The sequence below is a fragment of the Bradyrhizobium sp. YR681 genome, assembly GCF_000282615.1.
GTDB lineage: Bacteria > Pseudomonadota > Alphaproteobacteria > Rhizobiales > Xanthobacteraceae > Bradyrhizobium.
Map to the genome: position 1 here is coordinate 1 of NZ_AKIY01000294.1, position 23,118 is coordinate 23,118.

At 62.5% G+C, this 23,118-nt stretch carries 6 protein-coding genes; 5 read left to right on the forward strand and 1 reads right to left on the reverse strand.

The genetic code is table 11. From position 1 onward, the window contains the following. Positions 1-1,279 (reverse strand): hypothetical protein (locus PMI42_RS40570; RefSeq protein ID WP_240535307.1); only part of this gene is annotated, 1,279 nt, incomplete at its 3' end. Here PMI42_RS40570 and PMI42_RS31890 point away from each other — a divergent pair. The 5 genes from PMI42_RS31890 to PMI42_RS31915 all read left to right on the forward strand — a co-directional run bounded on the left by PMI42_RS31890 (position 1,206) and on the right by PMI42_RS31915 (position 23,060). Next, positions 1,206-3,392: a beta strand repeat-containing protein gene (locus PMI42_RS31890; RefSeq protein WP_240535308.1), complete on the forward strand. Its 2,187-nt coding sequence runs from the start codon at positions 1,206-1,208 to the stop codon at positions 3,390-3,392. The genes PMI42_RS40570 and PMI42_RS31890 overlap by 74 nt on opposite strands. Further along, positions 3,383-7,033: a tetratricopeptide repeat protein gene (locus PMI42_RS37595; RefSeq protein ID WP_008142640.1), complete on the forward strand. Its 3,651-nt coding sequence runs from the start codon at positions 3,383-3,385 to the stop codon at positions 7,031-7,033. Before PMI42_RS31890 ends, PMI42_RS37595 begins: the two co-directional genes overlap by 10 nt. Positions 7,034-7,170: 137 nt before the next feature. Continuing rightward, complete coding sequence (locus PMI42_RS31900; protein WP_008142641.1) at positions 7,171-9,297, forward strand: type I secretion system permease/ATPase; 2,127 nt, start codon at positions 7,171-7,173, stop codon at positions 9,295-9,297. Then, entirely contained in the window at positions 9,284-10,723 is a 1,440-nt protein-coding gene (locus tag PMI42_RS31905; protein WP_008142643.1) for an HlyD family type I secretion periplasmic adaptor subunit, read from the forward strand. The genes PMI42_RS31900 and PMI42_RS31905 overlap by 14 nt, the downstream gene beginning before the upstream one ends. A gap of 658 nt (positions 10,724-11,381) precedes the next feature. Then, positions 11,382-23,060: a calcium-binding protein gene (locus PMI42_RS31915; RefSeq protein WP_008142648.1), complete on the forward strand. Its 11,679-nt coding sequence runs from the start codon at positions 11,382-11,384 to the stop codon at positions 23,058-23,060. Positions 23,061-23,118: the final 58 nt, after the last annotated feature.

Sequence of the window (23,118 nt, forward strand, 5' to 3'; positions counted from 1 at the left end):
CCAGCTCCGCCGGCGTTGCCGGCAACGGCAACACCGTGTCGATCTCCGGCAGCAGCGAGCAGGTCTCGCTGACGGGCAACAATGTGAGCGCGACGGTCAGCGGCACCAGCGACGCCCTCACCATCAGCGGCAGCAGCACCAGCGTGAGCACCGCCAATGCCACGGCGATCACGGTCACCGGCACGGCCAGCTCGGCCACGATCAGCGGCGACGGCAACTCTGTGTCGATCGCGGGGGCCAGCGACCAGGTCACGCTCACCGGCAACAACGAGGTCGTGACGATCAGCGGCACCGGTGCCTCGCTCTCCGTCAACGGCAGCAATGCCTCCGTGACGACCACCAATGCGGCCGCAATCACGGTCACGGGCACGGCGAGCTCGGCGACGGTGACCGGCAACGGCAACGCGCTGTCGATCGCGGGCGCAAGCGACCAGGTGACGCTGACAGGCAACAATGCAGCAGTCACGATCAGCGGGGTCAGCGATATCCTCGTCGTGAGCGGCACCAACGAGACGATCACGACCACGAGCGCGGCAGCCATCACGCTGACCGGCAGCGGCAGCACGGCAACCGTCAACGGCGCCGGAAATACCATCTCGATTACGGGCACCAGCGATCGGGCAACGGTGACCGGCAACGGTGAAACCGTCAGCATCGGCGGTACCGGCAACAGCCTCGTCATTAGCGGCAGCAGCGAGACGATCACCACCAGCAGCGCCGCGGCGGTGACGATATCCGGCACCGGCAGCTCGGCAACCGTCACGGGGAACGGCAACGCCGTCACCATTGCGGGGACCAGCGACGCGGTGACGCTGAACGGCACCGGCGACAGCGTGACCGTCAGCGGCAGTGCCGGGACGATCAATGCATCCGCCGCGCTGGCCGTCACCATGACGGGAACCAGGAGTTCGGCGACGATCGGCGGCAGCGGCCATGCGGTGACTGTCACCGGCAGCAGCGATGCCGTCACCCTGACGGGGACGAGTGACACCGTGACGGTCAGCGGTGCGGCGGCAACCGTCACCACCAGCAACGCCACGAGCGTGACGCTGATCGGGACGGGCAGCTCGGCCACGGTCAATGGCAGCGGCAACACGGTGGCGATCACCGGGACCAGCGATCGCGCGACGCTGACGGGCAACAACGCGGTCGTGACCATCAGCGGCCTCAGCGACACGCTGGTGGTCAGCGGCAGCAACGCCTCCGTGACGACCACGAGCGCGGCGACGATCACGGTCAGCGGGACCGGCAGCTCGGCGACGGTGAGCGGCAATTCCAACAAGGTTTCGATCACGGGAACGAGCGATCAGGTGACGCTGAACGGTACCAGCGACAGCGTGACCGTGAGCGGGGTCGGCACCTCGCTGACGATCGGCAGCGGCAGCGCCTCCGTCACCACGACCAGCGCCGCCTCGATCGCGGTCGCCGGTAGCGGCGTCTCGGCGACAATCACGGGCAGCGGCAACACGGTGTCGATTGCCGGCAGCAGCGACGTGCTGACGGTGACCGGCAGCAACGCGGTCGTGTCGATCACCGGGACCGGTGACACGCTGACGGTCAGCGGCAGCAATGCCTCGGTGAGCGCAACCCATGCGGCCGCGATCACGGTCAGTGGCACCGCCAGCTCGGCGACGATCGGCGGCGACGGCAATGCGATAACGATTGCCGGCACGAGCGATCAGGTGACGCTCTCCGGCAACAACACAGCGGTGAGCATTACCGGAACGGCGGCCACGCTCGCCGTCAGCGGCAGCAATGAGCTGGTGACGACGAGCCATGCCGCGGCGATCACTGTGAGTGGTGCCGGAAGCTCGGCAACCGTGACCGGCAACGGCAATACGGTGTCGATCACCGGAAGCAGCGATCAGGTGACGCTGACCGGCACCAGCGACAGCGTCAGCATCACCGGCGCGAGCGCGACGCTCGCCCTGAGCAGCGGCAGCGCATCGGTGGTAACGGCCAGCGCGGCAGCCATCACGATCGCCGGGACCGGCAGTTCGGCAACGATCAGCGGTGACGGAAATTCGGTCGCGATCACCGGCACCAGCGAGCAGGTCACCGTGGCCGGCAACAACGCCGCCGTCACGATCACGGGCGGCAACGACACCCTCGTGTTGACGGGCAGCAACGACACGGTGACCACGAGCAGCGGCGCGGCGATTACCGTTTCCGGTGCGGGGAGCTCGGCGGTCATCGACGGCGACGGCAACGCCGTTGCCATCGTGGGCGCCAGCGACACGGTCACGTTGACCGGAACAGGTGACAGCCTGGTCGTCAGCGGCAGCAACGCCATTGTCAATGCCTCGAGCGCGCTTGCCGTGACCATCACCGGGGCAGCGAGCTCGGCGACGATCGGCGGCGACGGTCACGCCGTGACGATCAACGGAACCAGCGATGCCGTGACCTTGAGCGGTGCGGGCGACACTGTGACTGTCACCGGTTCCAGCGCCACGGTCAGCACGACCAGCGCGGCCTCGGTGACCGTGACGGGGACCGGCAGCTCGGCGGCGATCAGCGGCGATGGCGACACGATCGCGATCGCCGGTGACAGCGATCAGGTGACGGTGACCGGCAACAACGAAACCATCAGCATCGGCGGTGCCGGGGATGCGCTGGTGATCAATGGCAGCAATGCCGCGGTGAGCACCACCAGTGCGGCCTCGGTGACCGTGACGGGAACCGGCAGCTCGGCGGCGATCAGCGGCGATGGCGACACCATTGCGATCGCCGGCACCAGCGACCAGGTGACGGTAACGGGTGACAATGAAGTCATCAGCATCGGCGGCGCCGGCAACACGCTGGTGATCAGCGGCAGCAACGACACGGTGATCGCGACCAGCGCCGCGGCGGTGACGCTCGCGGGCACAGGCAGCTCGTTGACCCTTGGCGGGGACGGCAATGCCGTCTCGATCACGGGAACCGGAAATCAGATCACGCTGACGGGTAATGGCGACACCGTCGCCATCGGCGGCAGCAACGGGATCATCATCGCGAGCGGTACCAACGAGCTGTATCTCGCCGATCGTGGCACCGGTCAGGTGACGATCGACAATGCGACTGCGCCGGGTGCGGCCGCACAGGGCGAACTGGATTTCGCCTCCGACGTCGCAAGCCAGGATCTCTGGTTTGTCCAGAGCGGAGACGATCTCGTCATCGACATCCTCGGGACACAGGACCAGTTCACGATCAGCGATTGGTTCGGATCGAACCCGAGTGCGGCGCTGGCGGAGATCACCGCGGGAGACGGCCTGCATCTCGACAGCTCGGTGTCGCAGCTGGTCCAGGCGATGGCATCGTATGCCGGCGCCAATCCCGGCTTCTTGCCATCGACGGCAACGCAGATGCCGAACGATCCGAGCCTGCAGACCGCGATTGCTTCGGCATGGCACTAGCTGGTGACATCAACACGGGCGTCGTGACGTTCGATGAGGCCGTCGAGGCCTTGCGCGCAGGCCGATTGGATGCAGCGGCGTCCGCCTGCCAGGTGATCCTGGCAGCGGACCCCGCCCATGATGGCTGCATGAATGTGCTAGGGATCGCCGCGCTGCTGCGCGGAGACGCGGCCTCTGCGCGCGCGCTGCTCGAACAGGCGGTCGGGCTGGCGCCGGAGAACGCCAGCTATCACGTCAATCTTGCAAAGGTGCTGCACGCACTTGGCGCGCTGGACGAGGCCGAGCAGCAATTCCGCAGCGCCATCCGTCTCGGTCCCGGCGAGGCCGATGGCCATCTCGGTCTGGCCCATCTGCTGCGGGCGCAGGGGCGAGCGGAGGAAGCCTCGGGCTGCCTCTCGGAGGCGGTACGGCTGCGGCCGGACGACGCGGACACGCGCGGCATCCACGCCAATCTGCTGCACGATCTCGGCCGTCTCGACGAGGCGGAGCTGCACTATCTCCAAGCGTGCCGCGTCAGGCCGGATTTTCCCGAAGTCCTCAACAATCTCGGCAATATTTGCCAGTCACGGGGACGCCTGGAGGAAGCCGAAGCGCATTTTCGCCGGGCCTTGTCCTGCCGGCCGGAGTTTCCGGAGACCTGCAACAATCTCGGCAATCTTTTGCGCGAACTCGGCCGTCCAGAAGAGGCGGAGGGCTATTGTCGCGAGGCATTGCGGCTGCGGCCCGACTATCCGACGGCGCACAACAACCTTGGCAATGCGCTGAAGGAACACGGCGCGTACGAGGCCGCCGAATTCCACTACCGCGAGGCGCTTCGCCTGAAGCCGGACTATGCCGAAGTCTACAACAATCTCGGCTCTTTGTTCGGGGACTTCGCCGCGCTCGACAAGGCGGAGGACTGCTACCGCCGCGCCATCGCGCTGCGCAGCGGCTATTCCGAGGCCCTGGCCAATCTCGGAATGACGCTGCTTGGCGCAGGGAAGTTCGAGGAGGGATGGCAGGTTTATGATGCCCACCGCAAGATCGAGCGGCGCGACGATCTGACCGGCCCGCAATGGACCGGAGACGACATCGAGGGGCGCACGCTGCTGATCTACGCCGAGCAGGGTTTTGGCGATATGCTCCAGTTCAGCCGGTTCGTCCCTCTTGCCGCGGGGCGCGGGCGTATCGTCTTCGAGGTGCCGCGACCGCTGCACGGCCTTCTGGCGCAGATGCCCGGCGTCGACCAGATCGTGGCGCGCGGCGATCCGTTGCCGCATTATGACGTGCGTTGCGCGCTGATGAGCCTGCCGCGCTGGCTCGGCATCAGGTCCGGCCGGCTCCGGGGCGAGGCGCCGTATCTTGCCGCCGACCGCGGCCGGATCGCCAAATGGCGTAGCCGTGTCGAGGCGCTGCCTGGGCTGCGCGTGGGCCTCGCATGGGCGGGGAATCCGGCGCTGAAGAACGACCGGCGCCGCTCCATCACGCTGGACCGGCTCGCAGCGCTTGCCGATGTCGCGGGCGTCTCTTTCGTGTCGCTCCAGAAGGGCGAGGCATCGGCGCAGATGTCGGCGCCACCGCCGGGCCTCACCGTGCACGACTGGACCGCGGAGCTCGCCGATTTCGCCGATACCGCGGCGCTGATCTCGACCCTCGATCTGGTGATCACCGTCGACACATCGATCGTGCATCTGACGGGTGCGCTCGGCCGGCCGGTCTGGCTGCTCAACAGGTTCAACAGTTGTTGGCGCTGGCTGTTCGATCAAGCGCGCAGCCCATGGTACGCGACGTTACGGCAGTTCAAGCAGCCGGCGCCGGGTGACTGGGATGCCGTCGTGGCTGACGTCAGGACCGCGCTCGTGGAGCGCGCTGCGAATGCCCTGCCACGGGGCGCGTTCGACGAGGCGCTGGGGCATCATCAGGCCGGCCGCCTCGACCAGGCCGAGATCATCTACCGCCGCTTGCTGAACAGGAATCCCGACCACGCCGGAAGCCTCCATCTGCTCGGCGTCGTCCATTTCCAGCGCGGCGAGCACGCCCGCGCCGTCGACTATATCGGCCGCGCGGTCGATATCGCGCCGAAGGACGACAATTTCCGGCATAATTTCGCCAACGCTCTTGGCGCGCTTGGTCGCCGTGCCGAAGCCGAGACCCAGTATCGCCTGGCGATCGACCTGAACGAGGATCATGCGAACGCGCACGGCTCGCTTGGCCTGCTGCTTCAGGAGACGGGACGGCTCGACGAAGCCGAGCCGCATTTGCGACACGCCTATCGGCTCAAACCATCGTCCGAGATCGCCTGCAACAATCTCGGCATCCTGCTGTGCCGAAGGGAGATCCTCGACGAGGCCGAGGCGAAATTTCGCGAAGCCCTGCAGATCAATCCCGATTTTGCTCCGGCGCATGCCAATCTCGGCAGCATTCTGCGTGCGTGTGGCGCGCTCGACGAAGCCGAAGCGCAATGCCGCCGCGCGCTCGCATGCGATGCAAACCTGGCCGAGGGCCACTTCGTCCTGGCGCAGGTGCTCGAGGCCCGCGAGCGCTACGACGAAGCGGAACGCGCCTATCGCAAGGCGATCGCGCTGAAGCCCGATTGTGCGGATTGGTACAACGATCTTGCCAAGCTGCTCGTCGATCTGCGCCGGCTCGACGAGGCCTGGCCGTTGTTCGACCGGACGCTGCGCATGCGGCCCGATCATCCCGAAGCCCACAGCAACCGTGCGATTGCGCGACTGCTGACCGGCGATCATGTTGCTGGTTGGGCGGAATATGAGTGGCGATGGAAGCTGAAGAAACGTCCAGGCCGGCTCGACGATTTTGCGCAGCCGGTCTGGAACGGCGAGGACATCAGCGGCCGCACGCTTCTGATTCATGCCGAGCAGGGGTTTGGCGACACGATCCAGTTCTGCCGCCTGGTTCCTCAACTGCGTACAGGCGCGCGCATCGTGCTGGAGGTGCAGCGCGCTTTGGCGCCGTTGCTCAAAGATCTTCCCGGCGTCGATCAGATCGTTCCGCGCGGCGATCCCCTTCCGCCGTTCGACGTCCATTGTCCGCTGCTCGGCCTGTCGCGTCTGCTCGATCTGTCGCTGACCGACGTGCCCGGTCAGGTTCCATATCTCGTTCCGGATGCCGCGCGCATGGAGAGCTGGCGCAAGCGGCTCCGCACCCTCGGGGGCTTTCGTGTCGGCCTCGCCTGGGCCGGCAGCCCGACCATGGCGGATGATCGCCGTCGCTCGATTTCTCCGGACCTCCTCTCGGCGTTGGCGGAGATTCCGGGTGTCTCGTTCGTCTCCTTGCAGAAGCGTGCAGGAGGGCAGGCCAGCGCCGCGCCGTCCGGCCTGGTGCTGCATGACTTCACCGATGAGCTGAACGATTTTGCCGACACCGCCGCGCTGATTGCCAATCTCGATCTGACAATCAGCGTCGACACCGCGGTCATCCACGTCGCGGGCGCGCTGGGGCGGCCGGTCTGGCTCCTCAATCGCTTCAGCGGCTGCTGGCGCTGGCTGCGCGATCGCGATGACAGCCCCTGGTATCCGACGCTGCGTCAGTTCCGGCAACCGCGCCCGGAAGATTGGAGCAGCGTCGTCGCCGCGATCGCGCAAGCGCTCGAGGTCGCGCGTAGAGAAATTGAACCTGCTGCGATGTCGGCGGCGGAATAATGCAAAGCGAGGCGACGGTTCGATAAGACTTTAGGAAAGTTCCATCTTCGCAGGCCGTGCATCGATCTTTGCCGGTCTTGGGAAACGTGCAATAGTCGATAACACGATCTAAAGTGGTGAATGTGGCAGGGTTGGGTGTGGAAGCCGTAAGGCAGGATACGGGGCTGCAGTGTCTTGCGCTGCTGTTGCGATTTCATCAGGTATCGGTGGACCCCGCGCAGATCGCTCACCAGTTTTCGGGCAGCCCGGTCGGCGTGCTGGAAATGCTCCGCTGCGCCAAGCAGCTGAAGCTGAAGGCGAGGGCGGTTCGCGAGAGCTGGTCGGGCCTCACGCGATTGTCGCTGCCCGCCATCATCGAACGTCACGACGGCTCCTTTGCCATTCTCGGCAAGGTCGGTGCGGAGGACGTCCTCATTCACGACCCCGCCGTCAATCGGCCGCAGGTCGTCAAGCGCGCCGAGTTCGAAGGCGGCTGGACCGGCCGCATCGTGTTGATGGCGCGCCGCGCGTCGCTCTCCGATCTCGCGCGCAAGTTCGACGTCACCTGGTTCCTCCAGGCCATGCACAAATATCGCCGGCTGCTCGGCGAGGTCCTGGTAGCGTCGTTTTTCCTGCAGCTGTTTGCACTGGTTACGCCGTTATTCTTCCAAGTGGTGACCGACAAGGTGCTGGCGCATCGCGGTTACACCACGCTCGACGTGCTGGTGTTCGGGCTCATCGTCGTCTCGATCTTCGAGACCGTGCTCGGCGCATTGCGCACCTACGTCTTCTCCCACACCACCAACCGGATCGACGTCGAGCTCGGCGCGCGCCTGTTCCGGCACCTGATCGCACTGCCGATCGCTTATTTCGAGGCGCGGCGGGCCGGCGATTCCGTGGCGCGTGTGCGCGAGCTCGAGAACATCAGGAACTTCCTCACCAGCTCGGCCCTGACGCTGGTGATCGATCTCGGCTTCACCTTCGTCTTCCTTGCGGTGATGTTCTACTACTCGCCGTTCCTGACCTGGATCGTGATCGGCTCGTTCCCGTTCTATATCGCGATCTCGGCCGGCGTGACCCCGATCTTCCGCGAGCGGCTGGACAAGAAGTTCGATCGCGGCGCCGAGAACCAGGCCTTCCTGGTCGAGAGCGTCAGCGCGATCCAGACGCTGAAGGCGATGGCGATCGAGCCGCAGATGCAGCGGCGCTGGGAGGAGCAGCTCGCCTCCTATGTCAGCGCCAGCTTCGACGTGCTCTCGCTCGGCAATTGGGCGAGCCAGTCGGTGCAGTTCATCAGCAAGCTCGTCACCGCGCTGACGCTTTATTTCGGCGCGCGCCTCGTCATCGAGGGCAACCTCTCGGTCGGCGAGCTCATCGCCTTCAACATGCTGGCCGGGCGGGTGGCGCAGCCGGTGCTCCGGCTGGCCCAGCTCTGGCAGGATTTTCACCAGGCGCGCGTCTCGATCGCCCGGCTCGGCGACATTCTCAACGCCGTGCCCGAGCCGATGTTCGATCCCTCGCGGGCGACACTGCCGCCGATCAAGGGCGAGGTGGTCTTCGACCACGTCAACTTCCGCTACCGGCCGGACATGTCGCTGGCGCTCCAGGACATCTCGCTGAAGGTCACGCCGGGACAGGTGATCGGCATCGTCGGGCCCTCCGGCTCCGGCAAGTCGACGCTGACAAAGCTGATCCAGCGGCTCTACGTGCCGGAGGCTGGTCGCATCCTGATCGACGGCATTGACCTGACCGTGGCCGATGTCGCCTGGCTGCGGCGCCAGATCGGCACGGTGTTGCAGGAGAACGTGCTGTTCAACCGCACCATCCGAGAGAACATCGCGCTCGCCGACCCCGGCATGGCGATGGAGCGGGTGATCGCAGCCGCCGAGCTTGCGGGCGCGCACGAGTTCATTCTGGCGCTGCCCGACGGCTACAACACCGTGGTCGGCGAGCGCGGCGCCAGCCTGTCCGGCGGCCAGCGCCAGCGCATCGCGATCGCGCGGGCGCTGGTGACCAACCCCCGCGTCCTGATCTTCGACGAGGCCACCAGCGCGCTCGACTACGAGAGCGAGAACATCATCCAGCGCAACATGCGCAAGATCTGCGCCGGCCGGACCGTCTTCATCATCGCGCACCGGCTCTCGGCGGTGCGCCACGCCGACCGCATCCTCACCATCGAGGCCGGAAGGCTGGTCGAGGACGGCAGCCATGACGAGTTGATCAAGAAGGCGGGGCGCTACGCGATGCTGCACCAGATCCAGGCGGGGCTCCATGTCGTCGGCTGATGTGATCGAGCGCAGGAGCCGCGCGTTCTGGCGCCGCCAGCGCGACGCGCGCGAGTTCCTGCCCGCAGCGCTGGAGATTTTGGAGACGCCGGCCTCGCCCGCCGGGCGCATGGTCGCCCTCACCATTATCCTGTTCTTCGCGATCGCGATCGGCTGGGCGACCTTCGGTCATGTCGACATCATCGCCACCGCCACCGGCAAGGTGGTGCCGACCGGCCGCACCAAGACCATCCAGCCGCTGGAAACCGGCATCGTCTCCGCGATCCATGTCCGTGACGGCGACAAGGTGTCGGCCGGCGATATCCTGGTCGAGCTCGATCGCACGGTGACGCAGGCCGAGCGCAAGCGGGTCGGGCAGGACCTGATCGCAAGCCTGCTCGACGTCGCGCGCTTGTCGGCGCTGCGCCGCAGCTTTAGCGACCTTGCCGCGCCCCGCGATATCGAGGAGCCCGCCGGCGCCTCCGAGGTCGAGATCGCGCGGACGCGGTCCGCCACGCTCGCACAGGCGGCCGAGCAGCAGGCAAAGCTTGCGTCCGTCGTGCAGCAGATCGACCAGAAGCGCGCCGAGGCGCAATCGATCACCGCCGCAATCGCCAAGATCGACGCGACGCTGCCGCTGCTCGAGGAAACCCTCACCATCCGCAAGAAGGCGATGGACATCCAGTACGGCAACCGTATCGCCTGGATCGACGCCCAGACCCGCCTGATCGACCAGCAGAACGAGCGTATCGTGCAGGAACGCAAGCTGGTCGAGATCGAGGCCGCCCGCCGTGCGCTGGAACAGCAATTCGCCCAGACCAAATCCGGCTTCGAGCGGCAGGTGCTGAGCGACCTCTCCGACGCCCAGAAGAAAGCCGACGAGTATCGTCAAGACTCCATCAAGGCGCAGCAGAAGACCGACGAGCAACAGCTGCGTGCGCCGATCGACGGCACGGTGCAGCAGCTCGCGATCCACACTGTCGGCGGCGTGGTGTCGCCGGCGCAGCAGCTGATGATGATCGTGCCGCGCGGCTCCAGCATCGAGGTCGAGGCGATGATCTCCAATAGAGACATCGGCTTCGTCGACCACGGCCAGGACGCCGAGATCAAGATCGATACGTTCAATTTCACTCGCTACGGCCTCTTGCACGGCAAGGTCATCAGCGTCTCGCGCGATGCCATCGTCAAGGACAAGCCGCCGGAGCGAAACGGCGCCGCCAAGCAGGGCGGCGCGCTCGCGGAATCGAGCGAGCCCGCCGGCCAGGAACTGCTCTACGCCGCGCGCGTCTCGCTCGACGGCTCGCAGATGCAGGTCGAGGACAAGATGGTCAACCTCGCGCCCGGCATGGCGGTGACGGTGGAGATCAAGACGGGGCAGCGAAGGATCATCGAGTACGTGATGTCGCCGTTGCTGCGGTATCGGCAGGAGAGCTTGAGGGAACGGTGATGATGAGGTGCTCAAAAGGGCTGGGGACGGTGCTGAGATCAATCGGCGGCAACGGTAGTCACTCGCTCTTCGCAAAGTGTTTCGTTGCTTTAGAAGTGTTGGCTCCGATCACATCGTTTCGTAGAGCAAATGGCGTGTGAGTATCCCGATGAGCGAAAAGGCAGGCATATGGATCTGCCGTTTGATGAATGGAACGGTGTGCCTTGGGAGCGGACTTATCCATCTGTTCAGGAATGACTCGGGGCGGGCATGACTAAAGATCTAATTAGATATGTCCTAATCGCACTTAGCGGAGTGGCCGCTACCGTGTCGTTCTTAAGCGTAGTGCTCATCGGTATCGCGGGGATGAGTTTCAACGACGTGGTACAGAAAATGAACTCACAAGCAGGGATTTATATCTTTCCTACTTTGATTTTGTTTGAGTTTTGTTTCCTTGCGAACGATCTGCTTGTCTATCTCTCACGAAAATTCGACTTCGGATATGGAGTCGGGCTTTCGGAGGTCCGTTTTACCTACAACATGGACAATTTCGATACGCCAATCCCGCTCGCAACAAAGCTTCTACAACTGTACCCGTTGAGCATCGGACTGACGACGTTCATTCTCGTGCTCGTCTTGATAACCCGATAACTGTGCCGGTTCTTGCAGGAGGTCTAACGTGGCTGCGCTTCCAGATGGATTAAATGTTTTGGTTCAGGGCGGAGCCAATTTTCCGGTCGGACCGATCAGCGTCGGAGTTCGGGTTAGGAATGATGGCACGGTATCTGGCGAAGGCTCGGTGGGTGTGTACTCCGGTCGGGGCTCGTACAATCCTGTGACTGGCGAGTGGAGTCTCGCGGTTGGTCTCGGGCGGAGCTGGGGCAGCTACAATTCTGTAGGCGGTAGGAAGGGCGTATTTGTCGGCGTCGGTCTCGATCAGAATGGAGTGTTTGTTCAGGTAACGGGAACGATAAATTTTCCAATTGGAAATGGCCAAGGAACTCCATATTTTACGGGACTTCGGGTTGACTACAAAATCCCTGTCGTCAGCTATGACGAGATTAAAAAATTCCTTATTCCGCTCTACAACGTCTTCCGTGATCCTTTAGTGCTCGACCTCAACGGTGACGGGATTGTTCTTTCGGCTCTCGCGGGATCGACTGTTCACTTTGACTACGCGGGAGACGGTTTCTCCGAGCTTACCGGGTGGGCCTCACCCGAGGATGGCATTCTTGCTATTGATGACAATGGCAATGGCACGGTGGATAACGGATTGGAGCTCTTCGGCTCTTCCACTCAGGACGGTTTTGCCGTTCTTGAGAAGCTGGACTCGAATGGCGATGGAACAATCGACTCTCAAGACGCGGACTTCGCGAAGCTTCGTATTTGGCGAGACGTCAATCAGGACGGAGTGTCTCAGGCGAGCGAGCTAGAGACGCTCACACAAGCAGGCGTAACGTCGATTTCACTCAATCGCGTTGCTGTAAATGGCACGAACAATGGTAACGGTGTCGGTTACGAGGCGCAGTTTGTTCGCGCTGATGGCAGTTCGGGGGTCGCGCAGACGATCTATTTTCAGACCGACAATCAGCAGTCGGTCGCCGATCACACCCCACAGTTTACTCCGGCAGATGGTGTCGAGTACCTGCCGCAGCTTCCGGGCTCAGGTCTTATCGACAGCATTGCCTACAAGGCAACTAACGACACTGCCTTCCGTGAGGCGTGGACGACGCTAACCGAGGATGCGGGCAGTATTGGAGCGTCGGAACTGCAAGCGCGATTTGAGGCGCTGATCTTGAAGTGGGCCGGCGTCGATTCGGTCGATCCCACTAGCCGCGGGCCAAATGTAGATGCTCGCCATTTGGCCTTCGTCGAAAAGTTCTTTGGCGATACATATCGCGAGATACAGCGCGGTGAAGAGCTGCGCACGTATCCTAGCACCCCGGCCCTCGGAAACTCCGTCGAGAATTCGTTTCAGGACATCTTAGGTGTTTTGAGGCTGTTGTTCCTTACGCAAGTAACTACGAGCGTGACGGCTATGACTGGAAGCGCGGAGGCCGCGCTGGATAACCCTTATTTCGCATACGGCTTTTTAGATTTAGTTCAGCGCAGTGGCGATGACCCGCCGCCGGACTCTCCGGCAAACATTGCGATGGTTGTCGATCTGATTATTGCGCAAGCACCATACGCCTCGGGGGCGGCTATTGGCTATCTTACTAAAGCCCTTTTTGGTCTCAACGAGGTGATGTCCCTATCCTTCAATGGCAATCGGGCAGCCTATTCGGCCGAAGTGCTTCCGTTGCTCAATGAAATTTCCGATACGATCAGCCGTGATGTTGCAACTCATGTCGTCGACGGCACGGGACTCTTCGGATCCACCAATCCCGAGGCCATTAACGGCACCTCCTCGCAGGACGTGTTCATCGGAGGGGGCGGTGGCGACTTGCTCAGCGGCGGCAACGGCGGCGATATCTATGTCTACAACAAGCAGGACGGCAACCTCTGGATCAAGGATGAAGGCGCTGCAACGGACACCGATCGCCTCGTCTTGACCGACCTGAATTCCACCGATGTCACCTTCGATCGCATCGGCGACGATCTGCTGATGCGTATCACCGCGACGGGCAAAACCGTTGACATCGAGAGCTTCTTCGCCGGTCAGGGGGTCGACGTCCTGCGTTTCGCGGACGGAACTGAATGGGACCGAACCCAGCTCAAGAGCTTCAGCGTCTTTCGCGGAGACGGTCAAAACAACTACATCGCAGACTCGGGCTCGCACGACGTCATTCGCGGCGGTAAGGGCGACGACTACATCACGATCAGCGGAGGCAACGACACGATCTTCTATAGCAAGGGAGACGGGTACGACGTCGTTCACGATACGATCGGTCAGGTCAGCGATCACGATACCTTTGTGCTGACCGATCTCAATGCCGACGACATACAGCTTTCGCGGGTCGGTGGCCATCTTCTGCTCACCGTCAAGTCGACCGGCGAATATGTCGACTTCGACAATTTCTTCCCGAACAACAGCGGCGACAGAACGACCAAGAACATCGACATCATCAAATTCGCGGACGGAACGAGCTGGGACCGCGCGGATATTCTGCAGCGTGCCTGGTATCGCGGCACGGACGGGCTGGACAGCATCGTCACCGGTTCCGAGCTCAACGACACGATCTACGGCGGCAAGGGCGACGACTTCCTGCAAGGGTGGACCGGAAGCGATACCTATGTCTGGAAGAAGGGTGACGGCAACGACGAGATCGACGACTTCTCCTCGAAGATCGGCGACCCCAACAATTCCGATGTCGATACGCTGTGGTTGCAGGATGTCTCGGCCGGCGAGGTGAGTTATTCTTACCAGGGCGGCACGCTCCTCATCACGATCAACACGACTGGTGAAATCATCCGTGTCGATAGCTTCTTCTCAGGGGTCACCAGTCTGCTGGATGGCAATGCCGGCAATTGGGTGGGGATCGACCAGATCAAGTTCCAGGACGGATCCGTCATCGACCGGGCCCAGATCACTTATAACGCGGGCCGCGACTATCTCGGCTGGGATCCGGTGGTCGTTACGATGGTCGAGCAGGGGCTGATCGTCTGGCAGACCTACTGGGACGAGTTCGGCCACGAAGGAAACATCGTCGCCGGGGCTTCGCCGGGCATCGACGATATCTGGAATGCGTCGAGCTATGGGGGTCTCGGCGGAACGTTGGGTATTCCCGATGCGCTTCAGCCCAACCCATTCCATGGTGGCGGCAACAACATCCTGAATGGTAGCGGCAACGTCGACATCATGGCGGGCGGCCTCGGCGCCGACGTTCTAAACGGCTTTGGCGGTAACGACGTTCTCTACGGGGACTTGGTCGGGTCGGATACGGCGGGCGGTAACGACGTCCTGCTTGGGGGATATGGCGACGACGTCCTCTACGGCGGCGGCGGCTCCGACTACCTCGATGGCTGGATTGGGAACGACTTCATCTCGGGCGGCGACGGCAAGGATTATATCCTGGCAAATGACGGCGATGACATCATCATCGGCGGCAAGGGTGACGATTTCATCTACAACAACAATGGCGCCGGCAGCGGTAACGATACTTATATTTACGCAAAGGGAGACGGCAACGATCTCATCGTCGAGGGTAGCTCTCCGGGTACGGATGTCCTGATTCTGACTGATCTCACCTCGGACGAGGTGGAGCTTTCGCAGCAGGCCGATGATCTCCTCATCAAGATCAAGGCCACCGGCGAAATTATCACCGTAGCCGGACATTTCCTAAACCGCAACGGAAGCAACAACGCGGACGGGATGGGTCTCGAATATATCCGGTTTGCCAATGTGCAATGGGACCGCGCGCAGATCGGACAAAATGCCTGGTTCCGCGGCACCGACGGCCGCGACATCCTGGACGGACAATCGACCCTTTCGGATATCCAGCGCGACGAGACCTTTGATGGCGGCAAGGGCAACGACATCATCTATTCCGGCCGCAGCAGCGACACGTTCGTCTACGCCAGCGGCGACGGCAACGACATCATCTATGACGGCTCCTGGCACGCTACCGGATCGAGCATCAACGATACGTTGAAGCTCACCGATCTCAACGCGGCCAATGTCGAACTGACCCGGTCTGGCGAGGATCTGCTGATCAAGGTGCTGACGACGGGCGAGATCATCACGGTCGCCTCCCAGTTCGCCAGCGGTCTGATCGATACGGGAGGGGGTATCGAGTTTATCCAGTTCGCCAATGGCGAGCAGTGGAACAGGCTGCAAATCCAGCAGAACGCCTGGTTCCGCGGCACCGACGGCATCGATCTCATCGATGCCCGCAACAGCCGCTGGGACGATACGATCGAGGGCGGTAAAGGCGACGATATCATCTACACCGGCCTCCAGAGCGGAAGTGGCAACGATACCTTCATCTATTCGAAGGGCGACGGTAACGACACCATCTACGAAAACACCTGGCGCTCGTTCACCTCGACCGAGACCGACGTTCTGTTCCTGAAGGATATCCAGAGCTCGGAGGTGAATCTGACCCGCTCCGGCGACAACCTGCTGGTGCACATCCTGGCGACCAACGAGACGATCACCATCGTCGGCCAGTTCGGAGACAGCTCGGACACGCCGGACTCAGGTATCGAGTACATCCGCTTTGCCAACGGCGATCAGTGGGGCCGGTCGACCATCTACGGCCTTGCGACCAGCAATGCGCCCTTCTTTGCGGGCACCAGCGGCAACGACATCCTGACCGGTTCGAGCGCCAGCCAGAATTTCTACGGCGAGGCCGGGGACGACCGGATCGACGGCCAGGGCGGCAACGATCTCCTCTATGGCGGGCTCGGCAACGATACCCTCGTGCTGAGCGTCAGCGCCCCCGGCGATGTCGCCAGCATCAACGGCGGCGTCGGGACCGATACGCTGGATCTCAGCGGCTTCGGTTCTGCGGCATGGGTCGATCTCGTCACCAATGGCGCGGAAGTGCGCACGACCGACCAGAGCGATCTCTCCAGCGGAACCTGGCGCGACATGGCCCAGGTCGAGCAAGTCGAGAACATCACGGGTACCGCATTCTCCGACCAGATCGCCGGCGATGCCGGCAACAATGTGATCGTCGGTGGTGCAGGCAACGACGTGGTCGACGCACGTTCCGGCAATGACACGGTTTTGGGCGGCAGTGGCGACGATACGCTGACCGGCGGCATGGGCAACGACGTGCTCGACGGTGGTACCGGGGTCGATATCCTCGTCGGTGGCCTGGACAGTGACGTCCTGATCGGCGGTGCCGGCAACGATGTCCTGACAGGCGGCACCGGAGGCGACATATTCGTGGTCGGCGTCGACGATGGGTCGGACACGATTACGGATTTCACCGCGGGCAGCGGGACGGACCACGACATGGTGCGGTTCGACCGCACCATGTTTGCCGATTTCGCGTCGGTCATCGCGGCTGCATCGCAGTCCGGCAGCGATGTCGTCATCACCCTCGGGAATGGCGACAGTCTGACGTTGCAGAATGTCGACCTTGCCGCGTTGACCGCGGATAATTTCGAGTTCCGCCGGCTCGGCAACGAAGCTCCGACGGGGATCACGGTCACCGGCGGCTCCGTCCAGGAGAATGCTGCAGGCGGCACGGTCGTGGCCACGCTTGCGGCGGTCGATGTGGGCGACGCCGGGGCGCACAGCTTCAGCATCGTCGGGACCGACAATCTGTTCGAAGTCGTCGGCAATCAGATCCGCGTCAAGGATGGCGCCATTCTCGATTTCGAGACGCAGTCACAGCACGCGCTGACCATCAAGACGGTCGACGACGACGGCATGTCCACCACGACGACCATCGTGATCGGCATCACCGATCAGGTCGAGACCACGACGGGGACATCGGGGAGCGATGTCCTCACGGCAGGCGCCGGCTCCGATATCCTGGTCGGCGGCGCGGGCGACGACCGTCTGCTGGGCGGCGGTGGCTCCGACGAATACCGTTACAATCTCGGTGACGGCAGCGATCGGATCGTCGAGACCGGAGGCAATAGCGATACCGACCGCCTCGTGTTGGGCAGCGGAATCGACCCGGCCACGACTGTGGTCGGGCGTTCATCGCTGGACAATTCGGACGTCGTGTTGCGGCTTTCGAACGGCCAGACCATCGTGCTCGAGAATCAGCTGTCGATGGCATCGGGCGGGGGCCTCGAGCAGATCAGCTTCGCGGACGGCACGGTCTGGAGCCGTTCGGACATCCTGAGCAAGCTCGATCCGCATCTGCTTATTGCGGGCGCGGGAACGAGCACTGTGGTCGGTTCAGGCAGCGACGACGTCTTCGTAGCCGGGGCTGCAAGCCGGACGCTGACCGGGTTTGGGGGCAGCGACACCTACAAGGTGGGGGCGAGTGCCGATCAGCTCGTCATCTCCGAGGATGCAGAGGCCGGCACTGATCGGCTCGAGCTCGTCGGGCTCAATGCCGCGGATGTTACGTTCATTCAGCGGGGCGTTGACCTGGTCGTCAAGAACAAGGCAAACGGTCACATCACCACCATTACCAATCAGTTCGGATTTGCCCCGACCGGGGTCGAGCAGGTTGCGTTCGCCGACGGAACGGTGTGGGACAAGACGCAGATCGCCTCGCATGTCGTGCTGCCCAATGCCGCCGGCAGCTATACGGTGGTGGGCACCTCGGGCGATGATACCTTCCAGCCCGGTGCCGGAAACGACCTTATCGAGGGTGGTGCAGGCAGTGACACCATCGTCTACGCGTTCGGCGACGGCAGCGACACGATCGCCGACGGCTATAATTCCGCGTCGCAGGTCGATGTCCTGAAGTTCGCGGACCTGCGGTCCGGCGATTTGGTGTTCTCCAGGCAAGGGGCCGATCTCACGATTGCGATTCCAGGCGCAGGCGATACCATCACCGTCCAGGGGCAATTCACGTCCGCAGGCGAATATTGGGGGCTGGAGCAAATCCAGTTCTCGGACGGCTCTGTCTGGGATCGCGCAGCCATCGCGGCGGCGGCATGGATCCGCGGCAGCGCAGCGGCCGAGACCCTGAACGGCTCGGCCGATCCCGACACCATCGACGGGGGGGGGGGAGCCGATACGCTCAGCGGTGGAGATAGCGGCGATACCTATATCTATCACGCCGGCTCGGGCAACGATGTCATTGTCGAGAGCAGCACGGATTCGGGGGCCGATACGCTGAAGCTCGTCGGATTGAACGCCACCGATGTCACATTCAGCCAGGCCGGCAGTGATCTGTTGATGCGGGTCACGGCGAGCGGCGAAGTATTGACGGTCAAGGATCAATTTGACGGCGTTAGCGGGATCGAACGCGTGGTCTTTGCAAGCGGTGCGAGCTGGACCAGATCGGAGCTGTTGTACAACCTCAGTGGAGCAGGCGTGTTCTTCTTCCATCCGGGAGACGGACAACTGACACTGGATTCAAGCGTCGGCGTCGTTCGTATGGACGCCGCGATTGCTCCGGGGGATGTCATCCTTCAAGCCAACGGCAATGATCTGATCGTCAAGCTGCGTGGTACCTCGGACTCCATAACGATGCACGCGGACCTCGCCACGAATCCGTGGGGCGTGTCCAGCACCCTGCATCAGTTGATCTTCAGCGACGGGTCTGTACTCGACATCGGGCAGCCCGCCGCAGGGCTGGGGCAGCCTATTACCTTCACCTGGCTGGGTAACGCGGCGAACTTCGATATCACCGGTTCCGGCTACGGCACGAACGTCTATGAGTCGACGATCGGTGGCAGGTTCACGTTCGTCGATTCGAGCGGGGTTGGAGGCGCCAACATCGTAAAGTTCGACAAGGGCGCCCAGAACCTGAACGTCCGGGCCAACAACATCAGCGGTCGGATAGAGCTTGGATCGCAGATCGCCGCTCAGGATGTCTACTGGCAGACCAACCAGTATGGCGATCTGATCATGAAGCTGCGCGGGGATACGGCCGACAGCATCAATGTCTGGGGGGATCTCCAGCTTGCCAACGGGGCAATCACCAGCGCAATCAAGACGGTGTCCTTCAGCGACGGCACGGTGCTCGATATGAGCCACGGTCCGTCCGCGTTCACCTGGCTCGGCAACACCACCAACTTCAATATCACCGGGGCCACACTGGGCACCAACGTGTATGAAGTGACGGCCGCGGGGACGATCAACTTCGTCAACTCCGGCGCTGTCGGCGGCACGAACATCGTCAAGTACGATCGTGGCAGCCAGAATTTGATCATCTGGGTGAACAACGATGCGGGAAGCATCGAGCTCGGGCCGAATATTTCGGCCCAGGACGTCTACTGGCAGAGCAACCAATATGGCGACCTGAATCTCAGGATCCGCGGCGACAGCACCGACGGCATCAATGCCTATGGCGACTTGAAGGTCGTCAACGGAGTTGTCACGAGTTCGATCGGTACCATCAAGTTCAGTGACGGAACCGTTCTCGACATGAGCCACGGTCCCTCCAATTTCACCTGGCTGGGCAATGCGGCCAACTTCAATATCACCGGCACGACGTTCGGGACCAATATCTATGAAGTGACGGCTGCCAACGGGAAGATCAACTTCGCCGATACCGGCGCGGTGGGCGGCACCAATATCGTCAAGTTCGACAAGGGCGGCCTCTCGCTCAACGTCCAGGCCAACAACTTCAGCGGCGAGCTGGACCTCGGCGCGACCATCTCGGCCCAGGATGTGTATTGGCAGAGCAACGGCTACGGCGATCTCATCATGAGGCTCCGTGGCGACGATGCTGACAGCATCAACGTCTGGGGCGATCTGCACGTCGTGAGCGGCGCTCTAACCAGCGCGATCAAGACCGTCAAATTCAGCGACGGCAGCGTGCTTGACATGAGCCATGGTCCTTCGAATTTCACCTGGCTCGGCAACACCGCGAATTTCACGCTCACCGGCACGACGTTCGGGACCAACATCTACGAGGTTACGGCTGCCAACGGCAAGATCAACTTCGCCGATGCCAGCGCGGTCGGCGGTATCAACGTCGTGAAGTTCGACAAGGGCGATCTTGCGCTTAACGTCCAGGCCAACAACTTCAGCGGCGAACTGGACCTCGGCGCGACCATTTCGGCCCAGGATGTCTATTGGCAGAGCAATGGCTATGGCGATCTCATCATGAGGCTCCGTGGTGACGATGCCAACAGCATCAACGTCTGGGGCGATCTGCACGTATCGAACGGCGCTCTCACCAGTGCGATCAAGACGGTGAAGTTCAGCGACGGGACCGTTCTCGACATGAGCCACGGTCCTTCCAAGTTCAACTGGCTTGGCAACACCGCGAATTTCACGCTCACCGGCACGGCATTCGGGACCAACATCTATGAGGTCACCGCCGCCAACGGAAAGATCAATTTTGCCGATGCCGGCACGGTCGGCGGCATCAACATCGTGAAGTTCGACAAGGGCGGCCAGGCGCTCAACGTCCAGGCCAACAACTTCAGCGGTGAGATCGACCTAGGCGCGACCATCCAGGCCCAGGACGTATACTGGCAGACCAATGGCTACGGCGACCTGATCCTCAAGCTCCGCGGCGACGATGCCGACAGCATCAATGTCTGGGGCGACCTCCACTTCACCAACGGTGTGGTCACCAGCGCGATCAAGAACGTGAAATTCAGCGATGGGACGGTTCTGGACATGACCCAGGGGCCGTCGGCGTTCACCTGGATCGGCACCGCCAACAACTACAATCTCGTCGGCAGCAATTTGCGCTCGAACGTGTTCGAGATCGCCCAGGGGAACGGCGCGATCACGTTCGGCAATGCAAGCGGCGGCGGCGATGGAAACAACACCATCCGGTACGACATCGGCGATGGGCTTGCCGACGTTCAGCTCAACGGCGGCAAGGGGATCATCACCTTTGGCAGCAACGTGTCGGCACAGGACGTTATCCTGCAGTCGAACGCCAACGGCGACTTGATCGTCAGATTCGCCAACGACACGTCGGACAAGATCACGGTTCACAACGATCTTGTGTTCGGAAACGTCAATTCTTACGGGATCAGCACCATCCAGTTCGCGGACGGGACGGCGTGGGACTACACGTTCATCGCGTCGAACGCCTGGATCCGGGGCACGGCCGGAAATGAGACGATCAACCTCCCGGTAAATGCCGCGACGGTCGATGCAGGCGCCGGCGACGACACGTTGAGCGTCTCGGGCAGCGGTTCCGACCGCATCGTGTTCGGCGTAGGCTCCGGCCACGACGTGCTGGATAACCCGGGTAACGGTTATCAACGCAATGACGTCCTCGATCTCACGGGGCTGCTGCCGTCCGATATCTCGCTGTCGAGGTCGGGAAATCAATTGATCGTAACGGTGCTCGCGACCGGGGAAACGTTCACGGCGCTCTGGCAGTTCTACGGTGGCGGTCTCAGCTATGGCCTTGGCTCGATCAAATTTGCGGACGGAACGGTCTGGGACCGGACGGTCATCGCCGCTCCCGTAACGATCGAGGCGGCCGGATCGACCAGCCTGCTTCAGAGCGGTTCGAACTACGCTCTCAACAGCATCAGCACCGGCACCGGGCCGACGCTGAAATACAACGGCTCGGCGGTGACAGTCGGCCAGTTCGGGGCTTGGACGCCGATCGGAGCCGAACAGGTCTCGGGCGGCTATGATGTCGCCTTGAAGAATACTTCGACCGGCGTGTTCTCGTTCTGGAGCACGGACAGCAACGGCAACTTTGTCTCGAACCTGATCCCGGGCGAGCTTGCCGGCAACAGCGCGGCGGTGACGTCGCTGGAAACGATATTCCATCAGGATCTCAACGGTGACGGTGCGACCGGAGTTGCTCCTGTCACCATCGAGGCGGCAGGTTCGACCAGCCTGGTTCAGATTGGTTCGTACTACTGCCTCGACGGGGTCGGCATGAATACCGGCACCGGGCCGATGCTGCGATACGGCGGGTCGGTGGTGACGGTCGGCCAGTTCGGAGCCTGGACCCCGATCGGCGCGGAGCAGGTCTCGGGCGGCTACGACGTCGTCTTGAAGAATTCCTCGAGCGGGATGTTCTCGTTCTGGAGCACGGACAGCAACGGCAATTATGTTTCGAACCTCCCGGATGCAGCCGGGGATAGCGCCAGCGTGCTGTCGATGGAGGCAACATTCCATCAGGATCTCAACGGCGATGGCGTTGTGAGCGGAGCTCCTGTCATTCTTGATCTCGATGGCGATGGGGTCAGCGTTTCTCCGCTCGGAACGTCGAGCGCAGCTTTCGACATGAACGGAGATGGCCGGCGTGTGCCGACAGCCTGGGCCGCGCCAGGCGATGCGTTCCTGGCGATCGATCTGGATGGTCGTGGAATCATCGATCAGGCCAGGCAGATCGAGTTCACGCAATGGGCGCCGGGCACGACGTCGGATATGCAGGCGCTGCGACAGGTGTTCGATACCAACCACAACTGTGAGCTCGATCCGAACGACGCGTTGTGGAGCGAGTTCCGTATCTGGCAGGACGCGAATGGCGACGGTGTCTCCAACACGGGTGAGGTCAGAACGCTCGATCAAGTTGGAATAACGTCGATCGATCTCAATCCGACGGGACCTGCGCAGTGGTTGTCCGACGGGTCCGTCATTTCCGGGCTTTCGAGTTACACCCGATCCGATGGAACCAAAGGTCTCGCGGGCGATGTCACGCTTGCGTACAGCGCGGTGCGGCCGGCATCCGGAGGCGAGGGGGGAGGTCTTGGGATCGACGGCCAGATCTCGCAACTGGTGCAAGCGATGGCAACCTATTCGGCCAACAACACCGGTTTCGATCCGACGAGCTCCGGGATCCAAACCGTGCCGAACGGTACCGCCCTTCAGACTGCCGTCGCTGCGGCATGGCATGCATGAGTCCGACGCCCGGGGCCACGTTCCGAAGAGGGTGTGGCCCCACGGCGCACCCTGGCCC

Coding starts and splice junctions, on each gene's coding strand:
- PMI42_RS37595 (WP_008142640.1), top strand. CDS start 3,383: ATGGCACTAGCTGGTGACATCAACACGGGCGTCGTGACGTTCGATGAG.
- PMI42_RS31905 (WP_008142643.1), top strand. CDS start 9,284: ATGTCGTCGGCTGATGTGATCGAGCGCAGGAGCCGCGCGTTCTGGCGC.